Source organism: Sphingobacterium sp. UT-1RO-CII-1, assembly GCF_026711005.1.
Taxonomy (GTDB): domain Bacteria; phylum Bacteroidota; class Bacteroidia; order Sphingobacteriales; family Sphingobacteriaceae; genus Sphingobacterium.
Window position 1 is genome coordinate 188,182 of sequence record NZ_JAPPVJ010000001.1, and the last position, 24,028, is coordinate 212,209.

24 protein-coding genes are annotated in these 24,028 nt (G+C 35.6%); 18 read left to right on the forward strand and 6 right to left on the reverse strand.

The window, feature by feature from the left end; genetic code table 11:
- The first annotated feature begins 1 nt into the window (after window position 1).
- The 5 genes from ORI89_RS00720 to ORI89_RS00740 are packed head-to-tail and all read left to right on the forward strand — an operon-like array spanning window position 2 to window position 3,571.
- Window positions 2-385: a TraR/DksA family transcriptional regulator gene (locus ORI89_RS00720; RefSeq protein WP_268228504.1), complete on the forward strand. Its 384-nt coding sequence runs from the start codon at window positions 2-4 to the stop codon at window positions 383-385.
- Window positions 386-442: 57 nt separating this feature from the next.
- Window positions 443-1,093 (forward strand): lipoprotein signal peptidase, encoded by a 651-nt coding sequence (locus ORI89_RS00725; RefSeq protein WP_268228505.1) that lies wholly within the window; start codon window positions 443-445, stop codon window positions 1,091-1,093.
- A gap of 59 nt (window positions 1,094-1,152) precedes the next feature.
- Entirely contained in the window at window positions 1,153-2,112 is a 960-nt protein-coding gene (locus ORI89_RS00730; RefSeq protein WP_268228506.1) for a M20/M25/M40 family metallo-hydrolase, read from the forward strand.
- Between the two features lie 4 nt (window positions 2,113-2,116).
- A complete protein-coding gene (locus ORI89_RS00735; protein ID WP_268228507.1) occupies window positions 2,117-3,025 on the forward strand; it encodes an SDR family oxidoreductase in 909 nt (302 codons plus the stop codon).
- A gap of 18 nt (window positions 3,026-3,043) precedes the next feature.
- The gene (locus tag ORI89_RS00740; protein ID WP_268228508.1) at window positions 3,044-3,571 is read left to right on the forward strand and encodes an acyl-CoA thioesterase; all 528 of its coding nucleotides are present in this window, start codon (window positions 3,044-3,046) and stop codon (window positions 3,569-3,571) included.
- Between the two features lie 41 nt (window positions 3,572-3,612).
- On the opposite strand, the gene ORI89_RS00745 is transcribed toward ORI89_RS00740, so the two are convergent.
- From ORI89_RS00745 to ORI89_RS00760, 4 genes are all read right to left on the reverse strand, one after another.
- The gene (locus ORI89_RS00745; RefSeq protein ID WP_268228509.1) at window positions 3,613-4,020 is read right to left on the reverse strand and encodes an EVE domain-containing protein; all 408 of its coding nucleotides are present in this window, start codon (window positions 4,018-4,020) and stop codon (window positions 3,613-3,615) included.
- 78 nt (window positions 4,021-4,098) lie between these two features.
- Entirely contained in the window at window positions 4,099-4,449 is a 351-nt protein-coding gene (gldC, locus tag ORI89_RS00750) for a gliding motility protein GldC (RefSeq protein WP_268228510.1), read from the reverse strand.
- 75 nt (window positions 4,450-4,524) lie between these two features.
- Entirely contained in the window at window positions 4,525-4,767 is a 243-nt protein-coding gene (locus tag ORI89_RS00755; RefSeq protein ID WP_268228511.1) for a hypothetical protein, read from the reverse strand.
- Entirely contained in the window at window positions 4,768-6,072 is a 1,305-nt protein-coding gene (locus tag ORI89_RS00760) for a DEAD/DEAH box helicase (RefSeq protein ID WP_268228512.1), read from the reverse strand. It lies immediately after the preceding gene.
- A 170-nt stretch (window positions 6,073-6,242) separates the two neighbouring features.
- On the opposite strand from ORI89_RS00760, the gene ORI89_RS00765 reads away from it, so the two are divergent.
- On the forward strand, window positions 6,243-8,381 hold the full coding sequence (locus ORI89_RS00765; protein ID WP_268228513.1) for a S46 family peptidase: 2,139 nt from the start codon (window positions 6,243-6,245) through the stop codon (window positions 8,379-8,381).
- Between the two features lie 120 nt (window positions 8,382-8,501).
- Window positions 8,502-8,684 (forward strand): histone H1, encoded by a 183-nt coding sequence (locus ORI89_RS00770; RefSeq protein ID WP_268228514.1) that lies wholly within the window; start codon window positions 8,502-8,504, stop codon window positions 8,682-8,684.
- Window positions 8,685-8,755: 71 nt separating this feature from the next.
- Here the strand turns inward: ORI89_RS00770 and ORI89_RS00775 are convergent, their stop codons facing one another.
- Together ORI89_RS00775 and ORI89_RS00780 are read right to left on the reverse strand one after the other, a co-directional pair.
- The gene (locus ORI89_RS00775) at window positions 8,756-9,547 is read right to left on the reverse strand and encodes a GLPGLI family protein (protein WP_268228515.1); all 792 of its coding nucleotides are present in this window, start codon (window positions 9,545-9,547) and stop codon (window positions 8,756-8,758) included.
- Window positions 9,547-12,312, reverse strand: a complete 2,766-nt coding sequence (locus ORI89_RS00780; RefSeq protein ID WP_268228516.1) for a TonB-dependent receptor domain-containing protein — start codon at window positions 12,310-12,312, stop codon at window positions 9,547-9,549. The genes ORI89_RS00775 and ORI89_RS00780 overlap by 1 nt, the downstream gene beginning before the upstream one ends.
- Before the next feature lie 564 nt (window positions 12,313-12,876).
- On the opposite strand from ORI89_RS00780, the gene ORI89_RS00785 reads away from it, so the two are divergent.
- The 11 genes from ORI89_RS00785 (at window position 12,877) to ORI89_RS00835 (ending at window position 24,013) form a co-directional block, all read left to right on the forward strand.
- A complete protein-coding gene (locus ORI89_RS00785) occupies window positions 12,877-14,247 on the forward strand; it encodes a dipeptidase (RefSeq protein WP_268228517.1) in 1,371 nt (456 codons plus the stop codon).
- A 78-nt stretch (window positions 14,248-14,325) separates the two neighbouring features.
- Window positions 14,326-15,057, forward strand: coding sequence for a lysophospholipid acyltransferase family protein (locus ORI89_RS00790; RefSeq protein WP_268228518.1), 732 nt, complete (start codon window positions 14,326-14,328; stop codon window positions 15,055-15,057).
- Between the two features lie 24 nt (window positions 15,058-15,081).
- On the forward strand, window positions 15,082-15,840 hold the full coding sequence (locus ORI89_RS00795) for an ABC transporter ATP-binding protein (RefSeq protein WP_268228519.1): 759 nt from the start codon (window positions 15,082-15,084) through the stop codon (window positions 15,838-15,840).
- A gap of 112 nt (window positions 15,841-15,952) precedes the next feature.
- Window positions 15,953-16,174, forward strand: coding sequence for a DUF2795 domain-containing protein (locus tag ORI89_RS00800; RefSeq protein WP_017258669.1), 222 nt, complete (start codon window positions 15,953-15,955; stop codon window positions 16,172-16,174).
- 78 nt (window positions 16,175-16,252) lie between these two features.
- Window positions 16,253-16,705, forward strand: a complete 453-nt coding sequence (locus tag ORI89_RS00805) for a hypothetical protein (protein WP_268228520.1) — start codon at window positions 16,253-16,255, stop codon at window positions 16,703-16,705.
- Window positions 16,706-17,004: 299 nt separating this feature from the next.
- Complete coding sequence (gene trpD / locus ORI89_RS00810; RefSeq protein WP_268228521.1) at window positions 17,005-17,994, forward strand: anthranilate phosphoribosyltransferase; 990 nt, start codon at window positions 17,005-17,007, stop codon at window positions 17,992-17,994.
- A gap of 1 nt (window position 17,995) precedes the next feature.
- Entirely contained in the window at window positions 17,996-18,607 is a 612-nt protein-coding gene (locus tag ORI89_RS00815) for a phosphoribosylanthranilate isomerase (protein WP_268228522.1), read from the forward strand.
- The gene (gene trpB / locus ORI89_RS00820; RefSeq protein ID WP_268228523.1) at window positions 18,600-19,784 is read left to right on the forward strand and encodes a tryptophan synthase subunit beta; all 1,185 of its coding nucleotides are present in this window, start codon (window positions 18,600-18,602) and stop codon (window positions 19,782-19,784) included. The genes ORI89_RS00815 and trpB overlap by 8 nt, the downstream gene beginning before the upstream one ends.
- A gap of 24 nt (window positions 19,785-19,808) precedes the next feature.
- The gene (gene trpA, locus ORI89_RS00825) at window positions 19,809-20,561 is read left to right on the forward strand and encodes a tryptophan synthase subunit alpha (protein ID WP_268228524.1); all 753 of its coding nucleotides are present in this window, start codon (window positions 19,809-19,811) and stop codon (window positions 20,559-20,561) included.
- Between the two features lie 102 nt (window positions 20,562-20,663).
- The gene (locus ORI89_RS00830; protein WP_268228525.1) at window positions 20,664-21,101 is read left to right on the forward strand and encodes a hypothetical protein; all 438 of its coding nucleotides are present in this window, start codon (window positions 20,664-20,666) and stop codon (window positions 21,099-21,101) included.
- Window positions 21,102-21,433: 332 nt separating this feature from the next.
- A complete protein-coding gene (locus ORI89_RS00835) occupies window positions 21,434-24,013 on the forward strand; it encodes a TonB-dependent receptor domain-containing protein (RefSeq protein ID WP_268228526.1) in 2,580 nt (859 codons plus the stop codon).
- The last annotated feature ends 15 nt before the right edge of the window (window positions 24,014-24,028 follow it).

Here is a 24,028-nt window from a genome sequence, read left to right on the forward strand (position 1 = left end):
TATGGCGACTAACGAAAAAACACATTATAGCGACTCTGAACTACAGGAATTCAAAGAAATTATTCTTGAAAAAATTCGTATTGCGAGAGAAGAGCTTACAGCATTAACATCAACACTAAGTAATAGCGATGCCAATGGAACCGACGATACTGCTGGAACATATAAAACATTGGAAGATGGTTCTGCCACTCTTGAGAAAGAGCAAATTAATCAATTAGCCGCACGTCAAAAGAAATTTATAGACAATTTGGAGGCTGCATTAGTTCGTATCGAGAACAAAACTTATGGCATTTGTCGTGAGACAGGAAAACTTATTCAAAAAGAAAGGTTAAAGGCTGTTCCTCACACAACTTTAAGTATTGAAGCGAAAAATAAGCAGTATTAATTTAACAAAACAATAAAATGGTCTTTGCTTTTACATCAAAGACCATTTTTTATCTATATGAAAGGCTATACAAAACCCGTTTTTCTAGTTATAATCATTCTCCTCATCGACCAGGTTTCTAAGTTCTGGATAAAACTGAATATGACCATAGGTCAAGACTTTAATGTCATTGGAAATAAATTCTTAATTCATTTTATTGAAAACAACGGCATGGCCTATGGTTTAGAATTTGGAGGAGAATTTGGAAAATTATTTTTAACCCTTTTTCGCATTATCGCAGTTGCAGGAATCGGTTATGGTATACATTACATGGTTAAACATAAATACCATCGGGGATTTATATTAAATGTCGCGCTTATCTTTGCTGGAGCACTAGGAAATATTATTGATTCTACATTCTATGGTGTAATTTTTAGTGAAAGTACATATTATCAAAAAGCTGCGTTGTTCCCTACAGAAGGAGGTTATTCTTCCCTATTCCATGGAAAAGTGGTTGATATGCTTTATTTTCCATTAATTGAAGGTAACTTCCCAGATTGGTTTCCTTTTTGGGGTGGCGAACATTTTCTATTTTTTCGCCCCGTTTTTAATATCGCTGACTCGGCAATATCAATAGGTGTTTTCTTAATTTTGATTTTTCAGAAACGATATTTTAAAGAAGAACATCAAGAAAAAGAGAGTATACATAGTGAAGTATTAGAAGATTAAAAATAAACCTCGGCCCGTAACCGAGGTTTATTTTTATAGCCAAATTAGTATCTTTGAAAATGAAAAAATCAAATCGTCTAACCATCTATACGCTATTTTTATTAATCACGACTATAATTCCATTTAAATTAACTTGGGCACAAATCAACCAAGACAACCTAAGGAAACATATTTATTATCTTGCAGATGATAAAATGAAAGGAAGAGGGACTGGCTCCAAAGAGGTTAAGCAAGCGGCAGATTATATTGAAAAACATTTTGAAAAATACAAACTAACTCCGAAAGGTACAAAGCAATTTAGACAAGCATTTGAAGCACGTGTTCGTCGCGTACAGGTTATGGATAGTATAAGAACAGCAGAAAATATAATCGGATACCTTGACAATGGAGCTCCATATACTATTGTAATAGGCGCACATTATGACCATCTAGGTGAAGGGATGCAGGGAGGCTCTAAAGACTCCTTAGGCGTTGGAGCTATCCATAATGGCGCTGATGATAACGCATCAGGAGTAGCAGCCCTATTAGAACTCGCTAGACACTACAGCACTAATAACGTCAAAGAAAATCACAATATATTATTTATAGCGTTTGGCGCAGAAGAATTAGGACTAATAGGATCTAAACACTTTACAAATAATCCCACTATCCCCTTAAATTCCATATTATGCATGCTTAACATGGACATGATAGGACGCTATAACCCTGAGCAAGGTGTAGCTATTATAGGTTATGGTACAAGTAAAAAATGGCCCGATATTTTTAGTGAAATAAAATCTCCTGTAAAGTACTATACAGGGCACGATGGAAATGGAGGTTCGGACCAAACATCTTTTTACAAAAAAGATATCCCTGTACTATTTTTTCACACAGGTGGACACCCTGACTACCATATGCCCACAGATGATCCCGATAAAATAGATTATTCGTCTTTGCAAGGAATCATCGAGTTGGAAATCATGGTTATTGACAATACCATGAAGCAAAAAGATAAAATGGATTTTCAATTTACCAATTAAAAGAGTGAAAAAACGTATATTAATAACTGGTTCTAATGGTTTTCTTGGCCAAGAACTCACCGATTTATTGGCTAGCAACAAAGCGTATGATGTTTTTGCGACCTCTCAAAGTATTAATAAAAACAGTAATAAAAGAGGGTATACTTTTCAGTCGGTAGATCTCAAGCAAACTCATCACGCTCGAGAACTACTAAACACAATAAGGCCTCACGTTATTATCAATACAGCTGCAATAACAAGTGTTGATGCCTGTGAACTTGACAAAAAAGGGTGTGATGAGTTAAATGTAAAATTAGTAAAAACTCTTGCAGAGTACGCAAAAAAAGAAAATGCCTATGTTATACAACTTTCGACAGACTTTGTTTTTGACGGGATCAATGGGCCTTATCAGGAAGATTCTCCAACAGCACCAGTTAATGAATATGGAGCAAGTAAATTAGCTGCCGAAGCTATTCTTGAACAAGCTCACATCAGTTATAGTGTCTTACGTACAATATTAATATATGGTTTGCCAAAAAGCACTTCACGAAGTAATATTTTAACGTGGGCAAAAAACATGCTGTCAGAGAAAAAAAACATCAATGTAGTAAATGATCAATGGCGAAGTCCTACCTTTATTAAGGATTTAGCTAATGCCTGTAAGCTCGCCGTAGACCGACAGCCTCAGGGTATATTACATATTTCAGGAGGTGAAAATTTATCAATAAGTGATTTTATATATGCAGTAGCAAACTTTTGGGAGCTCGACACATCATTTATTACAGAAATAAGTGCGAAACACCTTAAGCAAGACAAGAATAGACCTCGTAAAACAAGTTTTATATTAGATAAGGCTCACCGAGAATTAAGCTATGTCCCTACCCCCCTTAAAGAAAGCTTTGCTATAATAAAACAACAATTACACAAAGCATAGATTTTAACATTAATAAACATGTCTTCAAAATTTGCAAAAGAATCCTTTACCGAAATGAACGAACTTGTTCTACCCAATGATACAAATACCTTTGGTAATCTAATGGGAGGTCGCCTTCTGTACTGGATGGATATTTGTTCAGCGATGGCTGCACAGAAACACTGCAACAATGTAGTTGTTACAGTTTCAGTTGATAATGTTTCTTTCCAAAGGTCGGTTAAATTAGGAGAAGTGGTTAATATAAAAGCACAAGTTACAAGAGCTTTTAACTCTTCATTAGAAGTAAGGATGGAAGTGTTTGCCCAGAACCTACCTAAAGGAACGGTATACAAGTCAAATGAGGCCTATTATACATTTGTCGCCATCGATCCTCATAATAAGCCCCTACCTGTTCCTAAGCTGATTCCAGAATCCGATGAAGAAGTGAAATTATACAATGAAGCTAGCCAGCGTCGAGAGCTACGTCTTATTCTTGCAGGTAAATTAAAGCCAAAAGATGCTATAAGTCTAAAAGATATGATTCAATCTTTTAATCATAAGTCATAAAACTATATAAAGAGTTCTCTCAAGTGGGAACTCTTTATTATTTAGGAATTGCCTAATTCAACAATTCTATCAAATTCTTCTTCTTTTAAAGGCATAACAGATAACCTTCCTTGTTTTACTAAAGCAACCTCTTGTAACAATTCATCTTGCTTTACCATTTCCAACGTTACCGGCTTCTTAAATGTCTCAACCGGTGCAAGATCCACGACTACCCAACGTTCATCATCTGTTGTAGGATCTTGATAATATTCTTTCACGACCTTAGCTAAACCGACCACTTCTTTTCCTTCATTACTATGGTAAAAAAGAACTAAATCTCCTTTTTTCATTGCCTTAAGATTATTTCGGGCCTGATAATTCCGTACACCATCCCAAAATGTCTCTCCGTCTTTGTTAAATTGCTCCCAGCTATATTTAAAAGGCTCAGACTTGACTAAAAAATAATTCATATTTAGTTTTTATTTTCTAAAAGTGACAACACCTTATTTACACTAATTTTTCACTAGTCAACTCAATGATCTCAGTGTCTACTGTTCATCTTCCAAAACCTCCATCTTTTCACCAAAGTGTGCGCAATAATCACGCAGGTCACCTATTACTTTATCAGCCATAGGATCTCCTCCCGATGCTCGTAAAAAAGAATCTCCTAACGTTTGCAATGTTTCATAAAAGAATCTTTTCATTTCATCATAAGGCATATCTTTGGTCCAGAGGTCAATTCTCAATGAGTTTTTATATTGCGCATCCCATAATGCCAAGAACATTGCCTTTGCCGGCATTGAGTCAGAAGTTTCTCCATCTGTCGAACTCCAATCAATGCTTTCGGGGATATTCTGTTCATCTAATACCACATTTAATTTTATTTCTGCTTTCTTCATTTTACAATCTTCTAAAATTCACTTATCATTCACGTAAAAACCTACTGAGACCGGTAATTTACGAAATATCAATTTTCAACTAAAAACTACTCTAATTATTAATATAAGTATACTGGCGACCAAAACAAATCCAATTTGCGCTGCCCACAACTTCTTTACATCTTTTATAGTGATACGTAGTAAAATATCACTAATCAATAGAGCCAAACTAAATAAAGCTAATTTCCACCAAGATAAAACCAAGTCATCATTTCCCCACTCGGACACACACCAGGTCAAAAAACATGCAATAACAATATTTAGAGGAGTAAGTTTCATCTATCTTTTTTTAATGCCTTTAAAACTTTTCTTTACCGCCTTCTTTTTACCAGCATTATACACATGCTTCTTCTCATGAAAAGCCCCCTTAAAATCAGGATTCTCTTTTCGCTTTTGATTGTCTATCTCACGAGCAATTGCTTGCTTTTCTTCAAAACCTACCTTTTCTACAAAAACTTCCGTAGGCAAATCTAACACAGGAATAGTCTGTCTGATTAACTTTTCAATTTTAGCAACATAATATTCCTCTGCTGGATTACAAAAGGTTATCGCGTCTCCTAAATTAAATGCTCTCCCTGTACGTCCTATACGGTGTACATAATCTTCAATAACTATGGGCACATCAAAGTTAATAACATGACTAACGTTAGACACATCTAAACCTCTAGCTGCGACATCCGTTGCTACTAAAACACGTATACTTCCTTCTTTAAAAGCTTGTATAGAGTTAATTCTTGTATTTTGCCCCTTATTAGCATGAACCACTCTAATATGCTCTTTACCAAACTGTTTACTTAGATAGCGATAAACTTCATCGGCAACAACTCTTGTTTTACAAAACACAATAATCCTGCTAAAAGATTCTTCATCTTTTAAGAGATATTGCAATAAATTTAATTTGGTTTTCAAATTAGGAACATGATACAAATTCTGCGTCACCGTTGTAGCAGGGGTAGCTTGTTCCGTAACTTCAATAACAGTCGGAAAGGCTAAAAAATCTCCTGCTATCTTTTGAACCAAATCGCTCATCGTTGCAGAGAAAAGCAAGTTTTGTTTCTTACGGGGTACAACCTCTAATATGCGATGAATTTTACCAATGAAGCCCATATCCATCATTTTATCTGCCTCATCCATCACCAAAAACTGTAACGATCGTGTATTAATATCTCCTGCTAGATATAGATCCAGGAACCGCCCAGGAGTAGCAACAATTATATCACAGCCTTTTGCTAGATTTTCTTTCTGAGTTTTAGGTCCCAGACCTCCATATAGCACAACCGTACGTAAATCTAAATAAGTGGAAAACAAACGAATATCTCCTTCGATCTGCATAGCCAATTCTCGTGTAGGCGATAAAATGAGTGCGCGAGGGTCATTCCCTTGTGCAAACTTTAACTTCATTAACATAGGCAAAACGAAAGCAGCTGTTTTCCCCGTCCCTGTCTGCGCAATCCCCATCACATCTTGGCCAGCCAAAATGGGAATTATTGCTTTCTGCTGAATCTCTGTAGGTATCTCATAACCTGCCTCAGAAATAGCATTTAAAAGCTGCTTGTTCAATTTAAAATCTTCAAATGATGCCATTTCACAAAGATAAAAAAAAGCTACCAGAACCCTTGATAAATCCAGTTAAATGACACAAACCACAAATTTATATAAGTGTATTAACTTCTCTATATTCAGTTAAATACTATATTAAATTTTGATTTCAACACGAATTAAGTCAAATTTGTAGAATAATAAAACGGTTATTTATGAAAAAAATATTCTTCCTCGTACTTCTTAGTGCACTAAGCATGAGCACTTATGCTGACGAAGGCATGTGGTTTTTAATGCATCTAAAAAAGCTAAATGAAGCCGACATGCAAAAAAAAGGATTAAAGCTAACAGCTGAAGACATTTACAGTATTAACAACTCTTCTCTAAAAGATGCTATTGTACAATTCAATGGTGGTTGCACGGCTGAAATTGTTTCAGGTCAAGGGCTTGTATTTACAAACCACCATTGTGGTTATGGTGCTATTGCTGAGCTTTCCTCTACAAAACATGATTACTTAACAGATGGTTTTTGGGCCAAGTCTCTCCAAGAAGAATTAAAACCTAAATCACTATACATTAGATTTTTTGTACGTATGGATGATGTCTCGGAGAGAATTTTAAATTTAGTTAATGATAAAATGCTTGAAGAAGATCGTGAGAGAACGATCAACCGAGAGATAGCAAAAATAGAACAGGAAAATAGCGAAAATGGAAAATATGTTGTATCGGTAAAGTCTTTCTATAATGGAAACGAATACTACTACTTCGTATATCAAGATTACACAGATGTACGATTGGTAGGTACGCCGCCTAGTAGCATTGGAAAATTTGGAGGTGATACGGACAACTGGGAGTGGCCTAGACATACTGGTGATTTTTCTATTTTTAGAGTATATGGCGATAAAGATGGAAACCCGGCTAGTTATTCAGAAGAAAATGTTCCTTTAGTTCCTAAACACTTTCTTCCAATAAGCATAAAAGGATTTAAAGAAGGTGATTTTTCGATGATTTTAGGATACCCCGGTCGTACAAATCGCTGGATGCCTGCTGCAGGTATAGATCAAAATGTCAATTATGCATATCCAGCCTGGGTAGAGGCATCGAAAGTGGGGATGGACGCTATGAAAAAACATATGGACAAAGACCAGTCAGTCAACATCAACTACGCATCCCAATACTCGGGTGTTTCCAACTATTGGAAAAATAGACAGGGTATGATTGATGCATTGAAAAAACATGAAACTTCAGCCGCCAAAAGGAAACAAGAAGAAGATTTTTCTCAATGGGCTTCTAAAAAAGAAAACAGGTCTAAATATGGAAATGTCCTGACTACGATAAATGATTATTATGCAGCAACCAATGAAAAGGCAAAACATGACAACTATTTAATGGGCATGCTCCGTTCCTCAACCTTTGCAGCTCTTCCACAAAGTTTAGGTAATGGGCTGAAAAAATATGCAGAATCGTCTGAAGCAGAAAGAGTAAATTTACGTCCTCGCTTAGAAAATTTTATTCAAACAAATTTAGAAAAAGTATATCTACCACTTGAAATAGATGTATTAATTGACGAATTAAATTTATACACTTCTAAAGCTGGTAATATAGCGCCCTATATAGCGAACTTAGCTAAAAACAATAATGGAGATTTTAGTGGAACGATTCAAGACGCTTTTAATAAAAGTATCTTCAGTAAAATGGAGAATTTAAATAATTTTTTAGATACTCCTTCTTTAGAAACTATTAATGAAGATCCACTTTATAAAATATCCACTGCCTTACTGGATAAGTATCGCGAAAGTGATCCAAAACAAGTTAAGCTAGACGGTCAGTATCAAGCTGCATTCAGGAAGTATATAGCAGGCTTTTTAAGCATGAACCCAAATACTAAGTATTATCCAGATGCAAATTCTACTCTTCGTTTGACGTATGGAAAAATACGAGCGCTACCTGAAGATGGTAAAAATGACGCTAAAATAAATAACTACACTACTTTAGAAGGTACTATTGCTAAATATCAACCCGGCGATGAAGAGTTTGATCTTCCTAAACGTTTAATAGAACTACACGCTACAAAAGATTACGGTAGATATGCAGATAAAGCCGGATACATGCCCGTCAACTTCTTAAGTGACGAAGATATCACAGGAGGTAATTCAGGTTCTCCGGTATTAAATGGAAATGGAGAATTAATCGGATTAGCTTTTGACGGTAATATTGAAGCAATGGCGGGTGATGTAATTTTTGACCCTATATTGCAACGCACAATTTCGGTTGACATTCGATATGTGCTATTTATTATCGATAAATACGCAGGGGCTCAAAACATTATCGACGAATTAAATATTGTAGAATAACATCTGTAAATTGAAATTATATAAAACTGTAACGGTAAAAATTGGAGATTAGTTCGTTGTTTTTGTATATTTATAATATATTTAAAGTGTTAATTATTACAAACTAAAATTATATTAAAAATGGAAAACTACAACAAATTAAAAGACTTAGTCGCTTCTATCGAAGCCGATGCAGATAAGTTCTTCAACAATGGTAATTCAGCAGCAGGTACTCGTGTACGCAAAGGTTTACAAGAAATTAAGACCTTAGCACAAGATATTCGTAACGACGTAACCGCTAAAAAAAACGAAGTTAAAAAATAACTCGAATTAGCTATTGCATAAAAAATCCGCTCGAAATAATTCTGAGCGGATTTTTTATGTAACGAAGTATATTACAAAAACATCGCAGCTATCATGAGATTAAACTGTTGCTCCGACATCCATCTTCCCATTAGGTCTTTAAGCTTTGCTTGCGCTTCTTTTCTACTCATAGGCGTGTCCCGCTTCTTTTCCGTAACAGATGCTAATGTAGGTTGATTAAACTCGACCTTTGTAGCATAAATATTAAAATGTTGCTCAGGTACTACCAATCCTAGTATCATTCCTGGCAAACCATGTACTGTCCCAGGCCCTGCAGTAGTAGGGATTTGATCCGTAAAAAAAGCGACGACATACACAGAGTCTAAAGTCACACCATTAGCGCGACGACATTCATAACCAGCAATACTTCTATATTCGTTCGTTATTTTCCATTTTACATTTAACAATGAATCTTTAAGTAAAATTGATGACCCTCCCAAATCAAAACTTGATCTAGAAACTGATTTTGACAAGTCTTGATACAATGTGCCTTGATAATCCAACAGCCCCTGCCTTAATAAATTATTAATAATGGGGTCATAAGTTTCTTTTACTGACTCGAAACTCATTTCATTACCTCGAAAAGACAGTCTTTTTTTCAGCACAGTTGTCTCATTAACTCTTTGCATCAATTCTTCAAAGTATTTAGTTGACCAATCATCGTCATTAAGTGTGGATATATGTCTTTTTAACAAATTTTTGACATGAATTGTCTTATCATACATAATCGTTCCTTCTGTCGGGAAATAAGCATATTGAGCCTTCACATAACCTGTCGAACAGATTAGAAAAAACATTGTCATTAAATAAAATAACCTCTTCATTATTCTTTTCCTCCTTTCATTGATGTAAACTCCCAGGTAACTTTTAACATAAAATATCTTGATATTGTATTGTACGTGTTTTGCGTAATTGTACTTCCCATCTGTTGTCTTCTAAATCCTTTATTTTTATTAAAAACATCCGTCACATAAAAATCTAGAATCAAGCTTTCATCCTTAAAGAATTTGCGAGAGACACCTGGTTTAAAGAGTAACAAATCAAACTTTTCATCAATTGCTTTAGTAGGTGCTTCGTACTGATATGAAAGATCGCCATACAAACTTAATTTTAAAGGTAATTTCCAATTGTACCATAAGTTTGTATTATAAGTAAATCCTGAACTATTCTGGTTAGACTGGAGAGAGGTTTTCATTGTTCTCCATCCTGGTGCAAAACTCAAATTAAAGTCTATATTTTTTGTAGTATTCTTCGCTACATAAAAACTCACAGAATAGTTATAATTGGTATTCTTATTCAACTCAGAATTAATATAATTATAATATTCATTGAAACTACCGTTACCAGATACTCCTGCTCTCAGTTTGATTTTCTTCATCAAATCAAACCCAGTTCCAAACCAAAGATTCACATTATTTGCGACATAACCATCAAGGTTTTCATAGAATAGAGTGCGCACACCATTTTCAATTTCAACATTTTGCTGAATAGCATTTCTAGTCTGTCTCAAACTTAAATTACCATAAAAATGTTTTCCTTTCAACATATTATAAGAGTTATAATAAATGCTATAATTATCATTTTTAGCGGGAGTCAGGTCTTCATTACCTTCTACAATATTAAGGGGGTCTGTATTCTGACGTAACGGCTGAATTTGAGACAGTGAAGGTAAACTATTCGAATGATTGTAATGAAAGTTTATCGATTGATTTTTTGTAAGATTATACCGAAGGCGTAAACTAGGATTGTAAGTTAAAAAATCACGTTGAACACGGATCTTTTCATAATTGTTTTGCTGAGCCATATCATCATTCCTTACATTATTTGTAAAGTTTGCTTCCAGTTTCTCCAACTTATACGTTAATGATAAATTCAGCGCATTCCGTGTCGTGTTAAAATTAAAGTCACTACTATATTCACTATCAAACTCATCATAATTACCACTAGCCCCCTTATTATAAGAGTCGTTCACAGAATGTGATCTAGATGTACCATATTCATAACCTAAAGAAGCATTCAATTTTGAAGTAATAGGTTCTGTATATGTTAAATTAGTTCTTACACTATTTGATTTGCTGTTTATTCCTTTCAGCTGATCAGTCAAATCTGTTTGTAGAAAAGCACCATCTTTATACAAATCAGTTTTCGAATTCAACAAAGTATTTCCTTCATTTTCTGAATAGTCCCCTCCAAATCTAAAAGACACCGAACGCCCCACTTTCCGAAACCGTCGCGTCAAATATGTATTATAAGATATGCTAGAGTTTTCCGATTCATTAACCTGTGTACGAGTATTTTCATTTACAGTATTACCCTGTCCATCAACTGAAAGCACATCATAGTAATCTTCCGATTCGCTTTTAGACTTTGAAGCAGAGAGATTTAACGTTAAAGTAGTAAGCGAGTCTATTTTCAAGTCATATTTTGTATTAAACCGATGCTTTCTAGAATCTGTCTCTCTTATCGAGTTACTTGTACTATTTAATTCTTCGCCGTTAGGTAAACCTTCTTTTGATAGCGTACTCTCCACTACATCATTCTGAACAATCCCATATTTATAACTACCATTCAATTTATGTTTATTTTCCTTCCAGGAATCTAAGAAACTAGCTCCAGTACTGAATGCTTTAGGTCGGCCTTTACCATCCCAGTAGTCAAAGCTATCTCCGGACATCATGAAATACATCCCCCCATCATCACTCATTCCACTTTCGACACTCGACATCCCGAATTTTTCAGATTCTTGCCAGTCTAGAGATATATTACCATCATTAGCCCCCATAGCATAAGCACCTATTTTCTGGCTTCCGCTAAACTTGTTAATTGCTAATTTCCCTAAATAAAAATCATCTGTTCCTCCGGCAGCTTCCGCTTTACCAAACATGCCCTTTTTAGCCTCTTCCTTTAATTTTACGTTAATAGTCTGTGTACGTACTCCATCATCAACTCCTGTACGCTCTGCCTCCTCAGACTTCTTCTCATAGAGCTGTACTTTATCAACCATATCCGACCGAATGTTTCGTGTTACTAAAGTAGGGTCATCACCAAAGAATTCCTCCCCATCAACCAGCACTTTCTCGACAGTTTTTCCCTGCGCAGTTATTTTCCCATTAGCATCTACTGAAATACCCGGAAGAACTTTCAAGAGGTCTTCAACTTTTGCATTTTTTTCTACTGCAAAGCTGGAGGCGTCATATTCGACAGTATCTCCTTTAACCACTACTGGTATACGACCTGTTACCATGACCTCTTCAATAAGATGACTAACACTGGTCAACCCCACCTGACCAAGCTGCCCATCATCACTTTCATTAATCTGCTTAAAGTAATCGCCAAATTTAGGATAAGTAATAACAACAAGAAAACTCCCTGAATCTGGCTTATTTAATGAAAACTTTCCATTTTCATTTGCTCGCGCAAAGTCTACCAAAATGGAATCTTTCGCTTGAAGTAACATAACAGTAGCATTCGATAGCTTAACTGTCCGATCAACGTCATCAACAACTTCTCCTGTGATTTTAGATTGTCCATAAATACTGAATGAATAACTAAAAAGTGCTAAGAGAAAAAATAAACTTAGGTTCTTCATGTATTAAAAGTGCGTTAGTGTTTTTATTTTTTTCTATTTCAATTTATGCAAAGGTGTAATTATATAACTCTTTAAGGAACCTATAATCGGGGAGTTCCCTTTTTTTGTCGGTAAACTTCAACTAGTACTCGGCGAATATTTTAAAATTAGATCTGTTCTGACGAACAAAGTAATTAGTTGTGTTAAGTTATCTACGAAAATATCATAACAAGCGTTATCCTCCAAATAGATTTCTAAATTTAACAATTTTTTAACTCTATATTATTTTTTTAAAGATGTATTACATCTTTAAAATCCACAAAAGATTAAAAGTTTACTATGAAATACTTATTTATGTATTAGCTCTCCTCTATGCGCATACAACTATCAATCAAGAAAGGGAGGTTAACCACACCTTCTCGACTGTTTGCCTATTCATTAGCTACTCCCCCCCACTCTCTATTTAGGAAAAGAGTAGAAGGTAGCAAACACAATCCACAGCCTGAAGAGGGAAAGTAGACAGTTTGCAGATATACCTTTATTCTCTTAAATTATTATTTGGTAGATTTGTAAAAACACATAATTATGTCAATGATAAAAGATTATATTCAATCCAATCAGGATAGATTCTTAGAAGAACTGTTTACTTTACTACGTTTCCCTTCTATTAGCGCTGATCCTAAATACAAAGAGGATATTATCAAGACTGCAGAGTTTGTAGCACAAAAACTAAAAGATGCGGGAGCTGATAACGTTGAAGTTTGCCCTACAGCAGGTAATCCTATCGTGTATGGTGAAAAAATCATCGCTCCTAACTTACCTACTGTTTTAGTTTATGGTCACTATGATGTACAGCCTGCGGATCCTATCGAGCTATGGGACACTCCCCCTTTCGAACCTACTATAAGAGATGGAAAAATATACGCTCGAGGTGCTGCAGATGACAAAGGTCAATTTTATATGCATGTTAAGGCCTTTGAATATATGATGAGCCAGAACGAGTTAAGCTGTAACATTAAGTTTATGATCGAAGGGGAAGAAGAAGTTGGTTCGGCAAACTTAGGCACATTTGTTAAAGAAAACAAAGAGCGTTTGACGAATGATGTCATTGTTATTTCAGATACATCAATGATCAGTATGGAGCAACCTTCTTTAGAAACTGGACTACGCGGTTTATCCTATGTAGAGGTTGAAGTAACTGGTCCAAATAGAGACTTACACTCTGGAGTGTACGGTGGAGCTGTGGCAAACCCGGCTACTATATTAGCTAAACTGATTGCCTCTCTACATGACGAAAACAATCATATTACTATTCCTGGCTTCTATGACGATGTAATTGAACTGACAGAAAGTGAAAGGGACGCTTTAAATAAAGCTCCATTTGATATCGAAGTTTATAAAAAAGACCTACAAGTAACAGATGTATGGGGAGAGAAAGGATATACAACAATAGAACGTACAGGCATTCGTCCTACGTTAGAGGTAAATGGTATTTGGGGCGGCTATATTGGAGAAGGTGCTAAAACTGTACTTCCTTCAAAAGCATATGCTAAAATTTCGATGCGTTTAGTCCCTAATCAGGATTCTAACCGTATAACAGAATTATTCAAAAATCATTTTGAAAAGATTGCTCCTTCAAGTGTAAAAGTAGAAGTAAAACCTCATCATGGTGGTGAACCTGTAGTTACACCAACAGATAGTATTGCGTATAAAGCTGCAGAAAAAGCATTAGAAGAAGCTTTTAAGAAGAAACCCATCCCTACTCGTGGTGGCGGTTCTATTCCAATTGTAGCATTATTTGAGAAAGAATTACAGTCAAAAACTGTATTATTAGGTTTTGGTTTAGATAGTGACAATCTGCACTCACCTAATGAAAAATACGGTATTGAGAACTACCTGAAAGGTATTGAAACAATTCCTTCTTTTTTCAAACATTTTGCTGAGCTAAGTAAATAACTAAAGAACTACTCCTTTCTCTTATGTTTTTTTAAGAGAAAGGAGCAAAAATCAATAGTACTTTCTTTTCCTCGACAGATGACACAGTTCCCCAAGTTAGTGCATAGATACTTTTATCTTTCCACCGTAATTATACTGTTTATAGTTTTCCTACCGTTATTATACTATTATACACTAGATCATAAAAAAAACTACAGTAAAATCCACAAAATCCGTAGGTTAATTAGTGCTAAGAGCCTTCAGATAGCAGGAATACGATTGGAAGTAAATTATCAACAACCTGTAGACTGGTCGACTAATTATATAATATGCCCTAACCACACTTCAATATTAGATATAGCCATTATCAGTTCTTTATGTAAAGCTCCTTGCTCATTTATGGGTAAAGTAGAGTTATTAAAAAACCCTTTTACGCGTATATTTTTTAAAACTATTGACATCCCTGTCGACCGAAGCAGCAAAGGCTCATCCTTTCAAGCCTTTAAAAAGGCTAGTAGTTTATTAAAAGAAAAAAAAACAATGATCATTTTTCCGGAAGGAAAAATAGATGACACTTATCCTCCGTTATTGCATCCCTTTAAGAAAGGTGCTTTTAAGTTAGCTGAAATTAACAATGTAAAAATACTACCTGTCGTGATACAGAATGCCTGGAAACTTATGTGGGATGACGGCGCAAAATACGGTTCTAAGCCCGGAATAATTAAAATCAATGTATTATCCCCTATTGAAATAAACTCTACGGACAGCGAATTAGAAACCAAAGTTTATAATATGATGAAAGAATCATGGATTTTATACAATAAAGTGTAACTTAACGTCATAAATTTTAAATTTATGAGCGAAAATTTTCTCATTCATATTGAAGACATAGGTCGAGAGTACATAATTGGCTCCGAAAAAATTCAAGCATTAAAATCAGTTTCTTTAAAAATTAAAAAAGGCGAATTTGTTGCTTTAATGGGGCCATCTGGCTCTGGAAAATCGACATTAATGAACATATTGGGTTGCTTAGACACACCGAGCAAAGGTACATATATTCTTAACGGTATTAATGTATCCGACATGACAGAAAATGAGCTTGCAGAAGTGCGTAATAAAGAGATTGGCTTTGTCTTTCAGACATTTAATTTACTGCCTAAAAGTAGCGCTTTAGATAACGTAGCTCTGCCTCTAATATACGCGGGCATAAACAAAAAAAACAGAAATGACCGTGCTTTAATGGCTTTAGAAAATGTAGGGTTAGGAAATCGTATACACCATAAGCCTAATGAGCTTTCCGGCGGGCAGCGTCAACGTGTTGCTGTAGCACGCGCACTAATTAACACCCCGTCAATCATCCTTGCTGATGAGCCCACAGGCAACTTGGATACAAAAACATCTGTAGAAATAATGGGGCTATTGGAAAACATACACCTTAATGGGAATACGATAATATTAGTGACCCATGAGGAAGATATCGCCCAACATGCACATCGTATTGTACGGATGCGCGATGGTCTAATTGAAGATGACCATATTAATACTACTGTAAAATCAGTAGCTCCCCGACTACATGCACTCAAAGAAAAGGGTGATGACTTCGAGAAAATATAAACACCTATATATCAGCATCTTTTAAAAAAAATAAAATAGTAACAATGTTTTGACTTGTTTTAGTGAATAATAATGTTACTTTTGCGCAAAAAGGTAGCTTAAATTATTAGATATGTATTGGACACTAGAATTAGCTTCTCATTTAGAAGACGCACCATGGCCAGCAACTAAAGATGAGTTAATTGACTATGGTATTCGTTCAGGAGCACCAGTTGAAGTTATTGAGAACCTTCAAGCACTCGAAGATGATGGTGAACCGTACGAAAACATTGAAGAAATTTGGCCAGATTATCCCACAAAGGATGATTTCTTTTTCAATGAAGACGAGTACTAAAATTAACATAAAAAACGCCTCTATATAGAGGCGTTTTTTATAAATCGAAGTATCACCTAGACTTAAAACAGTGTATGTATGCAGTACAGACTATTCACTTTTTTTATTTTATTTTTCACTTTTTTTTTAACACAAGCTCAGGAAAAAACGGATGCTAATATTCAATTGATAAAAGACTTTATTCAACAAGTCTCGATAGAGACTATCAGTCCTGATGTAATTCTAAATCAACATGTTCTACTGAAAGAAACCTCGACAGATGAAGAGTATGATTATTTAGAGGCAAGTATTGAAGAAATCCGAGTTAATTTACAAACAAAAAATATCGATGAAATAGAATATTTAACGTTCAACTCCTTGCCAAAAAAAGAAACAAATGACATAGATTTAGAGGGAAAATCAGTTGATCACATATATTTTCTAAAATATAAGAAGAGGCAAATGCTAGCTATATATATTACGGAGAATAAAATAGCTTCATTTACATTGGTTGCAAAAGAGAATAATAAAGCCCGATTTATAACCTACTAACATTATTTCATCATTATTAAAATATTTACACTAAAATGAGTTATTCTTCTTGCAAGAGTGTGATAAATATCCCATATTTGTGTTCTTAAGTATCAAAATGAAATATTCAAATGTAAATACAGCATGGTGGTGGCACAACGAATAACGTTGTGGCGAAAACCTATTGCTTGATTTTTTTACATCAAAAATATAGTGGGCTTGCCTAAAAAGGCAGGCCTTTTTTATTTACACTATTTTATTACAATACGTTACCCTAAAAAATCAACAAGGACTCAAGAACTAAAACATTTTTATCTGACATGAAAGAAATACTAGCGCATCTGTTCGAACATAAAACATTTACCAAAGATGAGGCCTATACTATATTAACAAAGATAGCAACAGGCCAATATGATACACATCAAATTGCAGCATTCATGACGATATATGGCATGCGGAGTATTCGTGTGGAAGAGTTGAGCGGTTTTCAAAAAGCTATGTATGACCTATGTAACAAGTTAGATTTTTCAAACTATCAACTCATTGATTTATGCGGAACAGGCGGGGATGGGAAAAACACTTTCAATATTTCTACTCTCGCTTCGTTTGTTGTAGCTGGAGCTGGTTACCATGTCGCTAAACATGGCAATGTTGGAGTATCGTCGAGCTGCGGTTCAAGTAACGTAATGGAATATTTAGGCTATACTTTCACCAATGACAGCGCAAAATTAGAACGACAGCTTGATAAAGCAAATATTTGCTTTTTACACGCTCCTTTATTTCATCCAGCAATGAAGACAGTAGCTCCTATACGCCGCGCTTTAGGTGTAAAAACCTTCTTCAATATGCTGGGCCCTTTAACAAACCCTGCAAATCCAAGATATCAGTCAGTGGGTGTATTTAACTTAGAACTAGCCCGTCTTTACAATTATTTATACCAAACTACGGATAAACGATACAGCATTATACATGCATTAGATGGATATGATGAAATATCTTTAACAGGAGACTTTAAAATAATTAGTAATGAGGGAGAAAACTATTATAGAACAGAGGATTTTGGTTTTAACAGAGTAGAAAGTAGTGACATTACGGGAGGGGAATCCATTCAGGAAGCCTCCAAAATATTCCTTAGCATTTTAAGTGGAACAGGCAATACCCAACAGAACAATGTAGTATTATCTAATGCTGCCTTCGCTATTAAAACAATACATCCCGAAAAAAGTTTTGGCGATTGTTTTTACGAAGCCGAAGATTCATTACTTGGGAAAAAAGCTTTAGCTAGTTTGAACACACTCTTAAAACACTAAAATGAAAGTAAAAGTTTGTGGCATGAAAGACCTTAAAAATATACAATCAATCTCCTCTTTAAATATTGATTATATGGGCTTTATTTTTTATGAAAATTCTACTAGGTACACCGATAAAGTACCAAGTGTAGACCTCCCTGATTCTATTAAAAAAGTAGGGGTCTTTGTGAATTCAACCAGAACTTATATAGAAGAAAAAATAGTACAAGGGATTCATATTATCCAATTGCACGGAAACGAAAGTCCATCTTTCTGTAAGTCCATAAAAAAGTATAATCTCCCTATTATTAAAGCTTTTGGCATCAGTGATGCTTTTCAATGGAATAGCCTTGAGCCCTACTTAAATTATGTAGACTACTTCCTTTTCGACACAAAAAGTCCGAACTACGGTGGTACAGGTCTAACTTTTAATTGGTCGATTTTAAATAATTATAAATATGATAAGCCATACTTTTTAAGTGGAGGTTTAAGTCTAGAAAACATAAAGTCGAGCTTAGAGATAAAAGACAGCAGATTAGCTGCTTTAGACTTAAATTCAAAATTTGAAATTTATCCAGGACTGAAAGATAGTAAACAATTAGAAAAAGCTTTGAAAATATTAAAAAATGAGTAAATATCAAGTTAATCAAAAAGGCTACTATGGCCCATTTGGAGGCGCATACATTCCAGAAATGCTCTATCCAAATGTTGAGGAATTGCAGAAAAAATACCTCTCTATTATACAAGAAGACAATTTCCAAAAAGAATTTAACGAATTATTACGTGATTATGTAGGTAGACCTTCACCACTCTATTATGCTAAACGTCTTTCGAAAAAATACAATGCAAACATATTCCTAAAACGAGAAGACCTTAATCATACCGGAGCACATAAGATAAACAATACAATTGGGCAAATTTTACTTGCTGAACGTCTGGGAAAAAAAAGAATTATTGCAGAAACAGGTGCCGGGCAACACGGAGTCGCTACAGCGACGGTATGCGCTCTTAAAGGGTTAGAGTGCGTAGTATATATGGGAGAGATTGACATTCGAAGACAAGCGCCAAATGTAGCACGAATGAAAATGATGGGAGCTAAAGTCGTGGCAGCTCAATCGGGTAGTAAAACCTTAAAAGACGCTACCAATGAAGCTCTAAGAGACTGGATTAACAACCCTGTCGATACACATTATATTATTGGCTCAGTTGTTGGTCCTCACCCCTACCCAGACTTAGTAGCTACATTTCAGTCCATCATATCTGAAGAAACAAAAAAACAACTCTTCGAAAAAACAGGTAATAGTTTACCCGACTATGTTTTAGCTTGTGTAGGAGGCGGCTCTAATGCAGCAGGAATGTTTTACCACTTCCTAGACGACGAAGAGGTACAATTAATTGCTGTAGAGGCTGCTGGACATGGTGTTAACAGCGGTGAATCCGCTGCAACGACTGCATTAGGCAATGAAGGAATTTTACATGGAAGCCGCTCTTTACTTATGCAAACAAAAGACGGACAAGTAATTGAGCCTTATTCCATATCAGCCGGCCTAGACTATCCAGGTATAGGTCCTCAACATGCTTGGTTATTTAAATCAGGTCGTGGCAAGTATGTCAGCGTTACCGATGACGAAGCAATGCGTGCAGGCTTACAATTAACCCAATTAGAGGGTATAATACCAGCTATAGAAAGCTCACATGCATTAGCGCACTTAGAAAAGATGCAAGTCGACAAAAATACAAATATTGTAGTCTGTTTATCTGGGCGAGGAGATAAAGACTTAGATAATTATATGAAATATTTTGGGTTCTAAAAGGCAATTAACGTTCTAATTAAAATGAAAGATTCAAGCAGATTATTATCTATATATTATACAGCGGGGTATCCTCAGCTTCATTCAACACTAAATATTGCTCAAAAACTGGAACAAGCTGGGGTTGATTTCCTAGAAATCGGTTTCCCTTATTCAGACCCTGTCGCAGATGGCCCTGTAATACAACGAAGTTCGGAAAAAGCACTACAGAATGGAATGACGCTAGATGTTCTTTTTAAAGACTTAAAGAAACTTCGAGAACATGTATCGATCCCTGTCTTCTTAATGGGTTACTTTAATCCTGTTCTACAATATGGAGTTGAAAATTTTTGTAAAGCATGTAAAGAAGTTGGAGTAAATGGTGCGATTATTCCTGATCTTCCGCTTTATGAATATGAAGAGCTCTACCAAAAAATATTTGAAGAAAATGAAATAGCAAATATATTCTTAGTAACACCGCAAACATCAGAAGAGCGCATTCGGAAAATAGATGAGCTATCCAATAGCTTCATCTACTTACTATCTTCCAATGCAACTACTGGCAAAAACTTAAATGTAAACGATGAATCTGAAAAATACTTTAAAAGAATAAAGAAAATGGATTTAAAAAATCCTATAATCATTGGTTTCGGCATATCAAATGCAGAAACTTTTGACAAAGCAACTCAATATGCACAGGGTGCAATTGTTGGGACTGCCTTTGTCCGTATGTTAGACGAATCTGATTACGAAAACAAAATTGACAATTTTATAAAAAATATTAAAAGAGGAAATTAACAACAGCCCGTACTAGTTCAATAAGCTATAGTTACTAATAGACAAAAGTCATGGTAACTATAGCAAATAAATAAACGATAATTATTTACTACATTTACACAGATGAGAGTAGTATTCGCATATTTTCTACTGTTTTTCTACACGATTACTTCTGTAGGAGCTACAGTTTATATGCATCAGTGTCAAGGTAATTCTCTAATAAGTATAGAAAACAAACACACCGATATCAATCATAGCTGTCCCCTATGCTTACCGAACGATGCCGAGACAAAAACGCCAACAGCAGATTGTCACCCGCAACAAGAAGGCTGCTGTAACACCCTTGTCTTCCATCTGGATTATAAAAAAAATGATACAAAACAATTGATTGGCACCTCTTCGCTCATATCAATTGCTCCTCCTGTAACGACCTTAAATAGACTATTAGTCAATACAAGCAAGATAACTGATAGTTACCCTAAACAATATGGCAATAGCCCGAAGCTTTTAGCTTCTTCCACAGCTCCCCTCTATCTAGCTTGCTGTAATTTCAGAATTTGATACTTTCCTTTGAAAATTGACTAACCCTGAGTTGGTTTAACAGGTCTCTCGATTGATTAGTCTTTAGTAGTTTTTTAAAGAAACTGTTATGTTAGGGTGAAAGCTTTAAGACATAGACTCTAGACTATCTACCAGGAGACAAAGGTCTGTATATGTATATGTATATACAGATGAAAAAACAGGAATAAAAACATTAAGGTAAAATGTCCCTGCGGACAGGGTTAGGAAGAAAACTAGTTTATTATTGGCAATTCAATCTCTTCCAACAACTATATGCTGCCTTACAACAAACATTGTTATCAAATCTGTCAAGATAAAAGAAATTTTAAAACATGAATCCTCTATATAAAGTACTTTTAGTATCTATCATTCTACATACTTATACCTTTTCCTACGCTCAACAAAACTCTACGATTACCTTTGAAGTTAGCGGTGTGTGCGGCATGTGTAAACAAAGAATTGAAAAAGCTGCCAAAATAAAGGGCGTGCAAGAAGCAGTCTGGGATATGAAATCGGGCTTAGCTAACGTTAAGTTTGACACAACAGGCACATCTTCTTTGAAAATAAGGCAGGCTATCGCTGCTGTAGGCCACGACACAGACCTAATTAAGGCAACAGACGAGTCTTATAATAATCTTCATGAATGCTGCTTGTATCGACATGCTGAAATTGTAGAAGCTCACAAACCCCAAACTGGCACTAATACACGCAGTGAAAAAGAACCCATCGTTCGGGGGGTTGTCGTTAAAGAAAATGAAAAAGGTGAATTAACGCCTATAAGCGGTGTTAATGTATATTGGCTAAACAAGTCTAGCAGCCAAGTCCAAACGAATGAAAACGGCGTTTTTGACATCAAGTATGAACCTATCAATAAAAAGCTGATAGTCAAATATGTAGGCATGACTCCAGACACATTACTAGTAAACAATATACATGACGTTATTGTAATACATGCGAAAGACAATGTGCTGACAGAAATTATTATATCTAAAAAACAACGTTCGAATTATATTTCTGGTCTCAGCCCAAACCGTGTAGAAATGATTACAGCAAAAGAGCTATTCAAAGCTGCATGTTGCGATTTAAGCGAAAGCTTCGAAACCAACGCTTCCGTAGATGTCGTTAGCAGCGACGCTGCTACGGGGAGCAAACAAATTCAGCTACTCGGTTTAAGCGGTATATACAACCAACTTACTATTGAAAATCTACCCGGCCCTAGAGGCTTTTCTTCGCCATTAGGCCTGAATAGTATGGCTGGTCCCTGGATTGAATCCATACAGATTAGTAAAGGAGTTGGATCAGTAGCCAATGGGTTTGAAAGTATGTCTGGACAGATCAATGTAGAGTTAAAAAAGCCACATAAAACCGACCGTCTTTACTTCAATGCTTATGCAAATAATAAGGGCCGTACGGATGTTAACTTAAATCTAGCGCATAAACTAAATGATCGTTGGTCTGTAGGCGTATTGCTCCACGACAATTTTATGTATAACAAAACCATGAACTTCAGCGACAATGGCTTCAGAGACATGCCTGTGGGTAATATATTTTCAGGTATTAATCGTTGGCATTATGAAGACGGGAAGGGTCTCATTGCTCAATTTGGGGTTAAATACCTAAAAGATAACCGTACAGGTGGAGAAATAGATTTTGATAAAAAAAGAGATAAATTGACAACACACAAATACGGGCTTGGATTTGACATCAACCGTATTGAGGGTTTTGCTAAAATTGGCTACGTATTCCCTAATCACAAATTACGCAGCATAGGCTTACAAGTCTCTGCTTCCCACTATGAACAAGATAGCTATTTTGGTTTAAGCACATACGACAACAATCAAAATAGCGGATACGCGAACCTTTTATACCAAGATGTACTGGGCAGTGTGAAGCACAAATACCGCGCAGGTTTATCCGTCATGCACGATAAGTATAAAGAAACAGTAAAAGAGATAAATTTCGACAGGACAGAAACCGTTTCAGGTGCATTTCTTGAATACACATACTCACCTTCAGAAAAATTTGATGCTATATTAGGTATCCGCCAAGATTATAATAATATTTACGGCTGGTTTACCACCCCTCGTGCAGTCTTAAGATACGCCGCAACTTCGACAACAACCTTCCGTTTGAGTAGTGGACGTGGTCAACGCACTGCTAATATATTTGCCGATAATCTAGGGATTTTCGCATCTAGCCGTGCGGTCAATTTTCAGGCTTTAACACATGCCAACAAAACAGCCTATGGTTTCAAACCAGAGGTTTCGTGGAATAGCGGTTTTAGCGTAGATCAAGACTTCCGCTTGTTTGGGCGTGAGTCTGGCCTTTCACTGGAGCTTTTCCATAATAAATTTACAAACCAAGTTGTTATAGACTGGGAAAACCCTCGAGAAGTGTCATTTTATAACCTAACAGGAAAGTCTTTCTCGAATAGCATACAAGCTGACTTCAGGTTCATGCCTATTTCACACTTTGAAGCCAAAATGGCTTACCGTTTCTTAGATGTACAAACAGATTACAAAACAGAGCGGTTAAACAAGCCTCTAACTGCAAAACACAGAGGTTTTATAAACTTAGCGTACAATACGCATAGTGGAGGTTGGAGCTTTGATTACACACTAAATATAGTAGGCAAAAAGCGTCTACCTTCTACCAGCGACAACCCCGTGGAGTATCAGCTTTCCCCATACTCCAAAAGCTATGTTACAATGAATGCCCAAGTCAGCAAAACATTTGGCACAAATAAAAATCTCACATTTTATTTGGGTGGAGAAAACCTCACAAACTATTATCAAAAGAACCCTATTCTAGCTTTCAAAGAACCTTTTGGCGATTTTTTCGATTCTAATTTGCTATGGGGTCCTATGACGGGTAGTCTTTTTTACACAGGTATCAGGTATCATATTAAATAAACTAAAAGAAGGGAG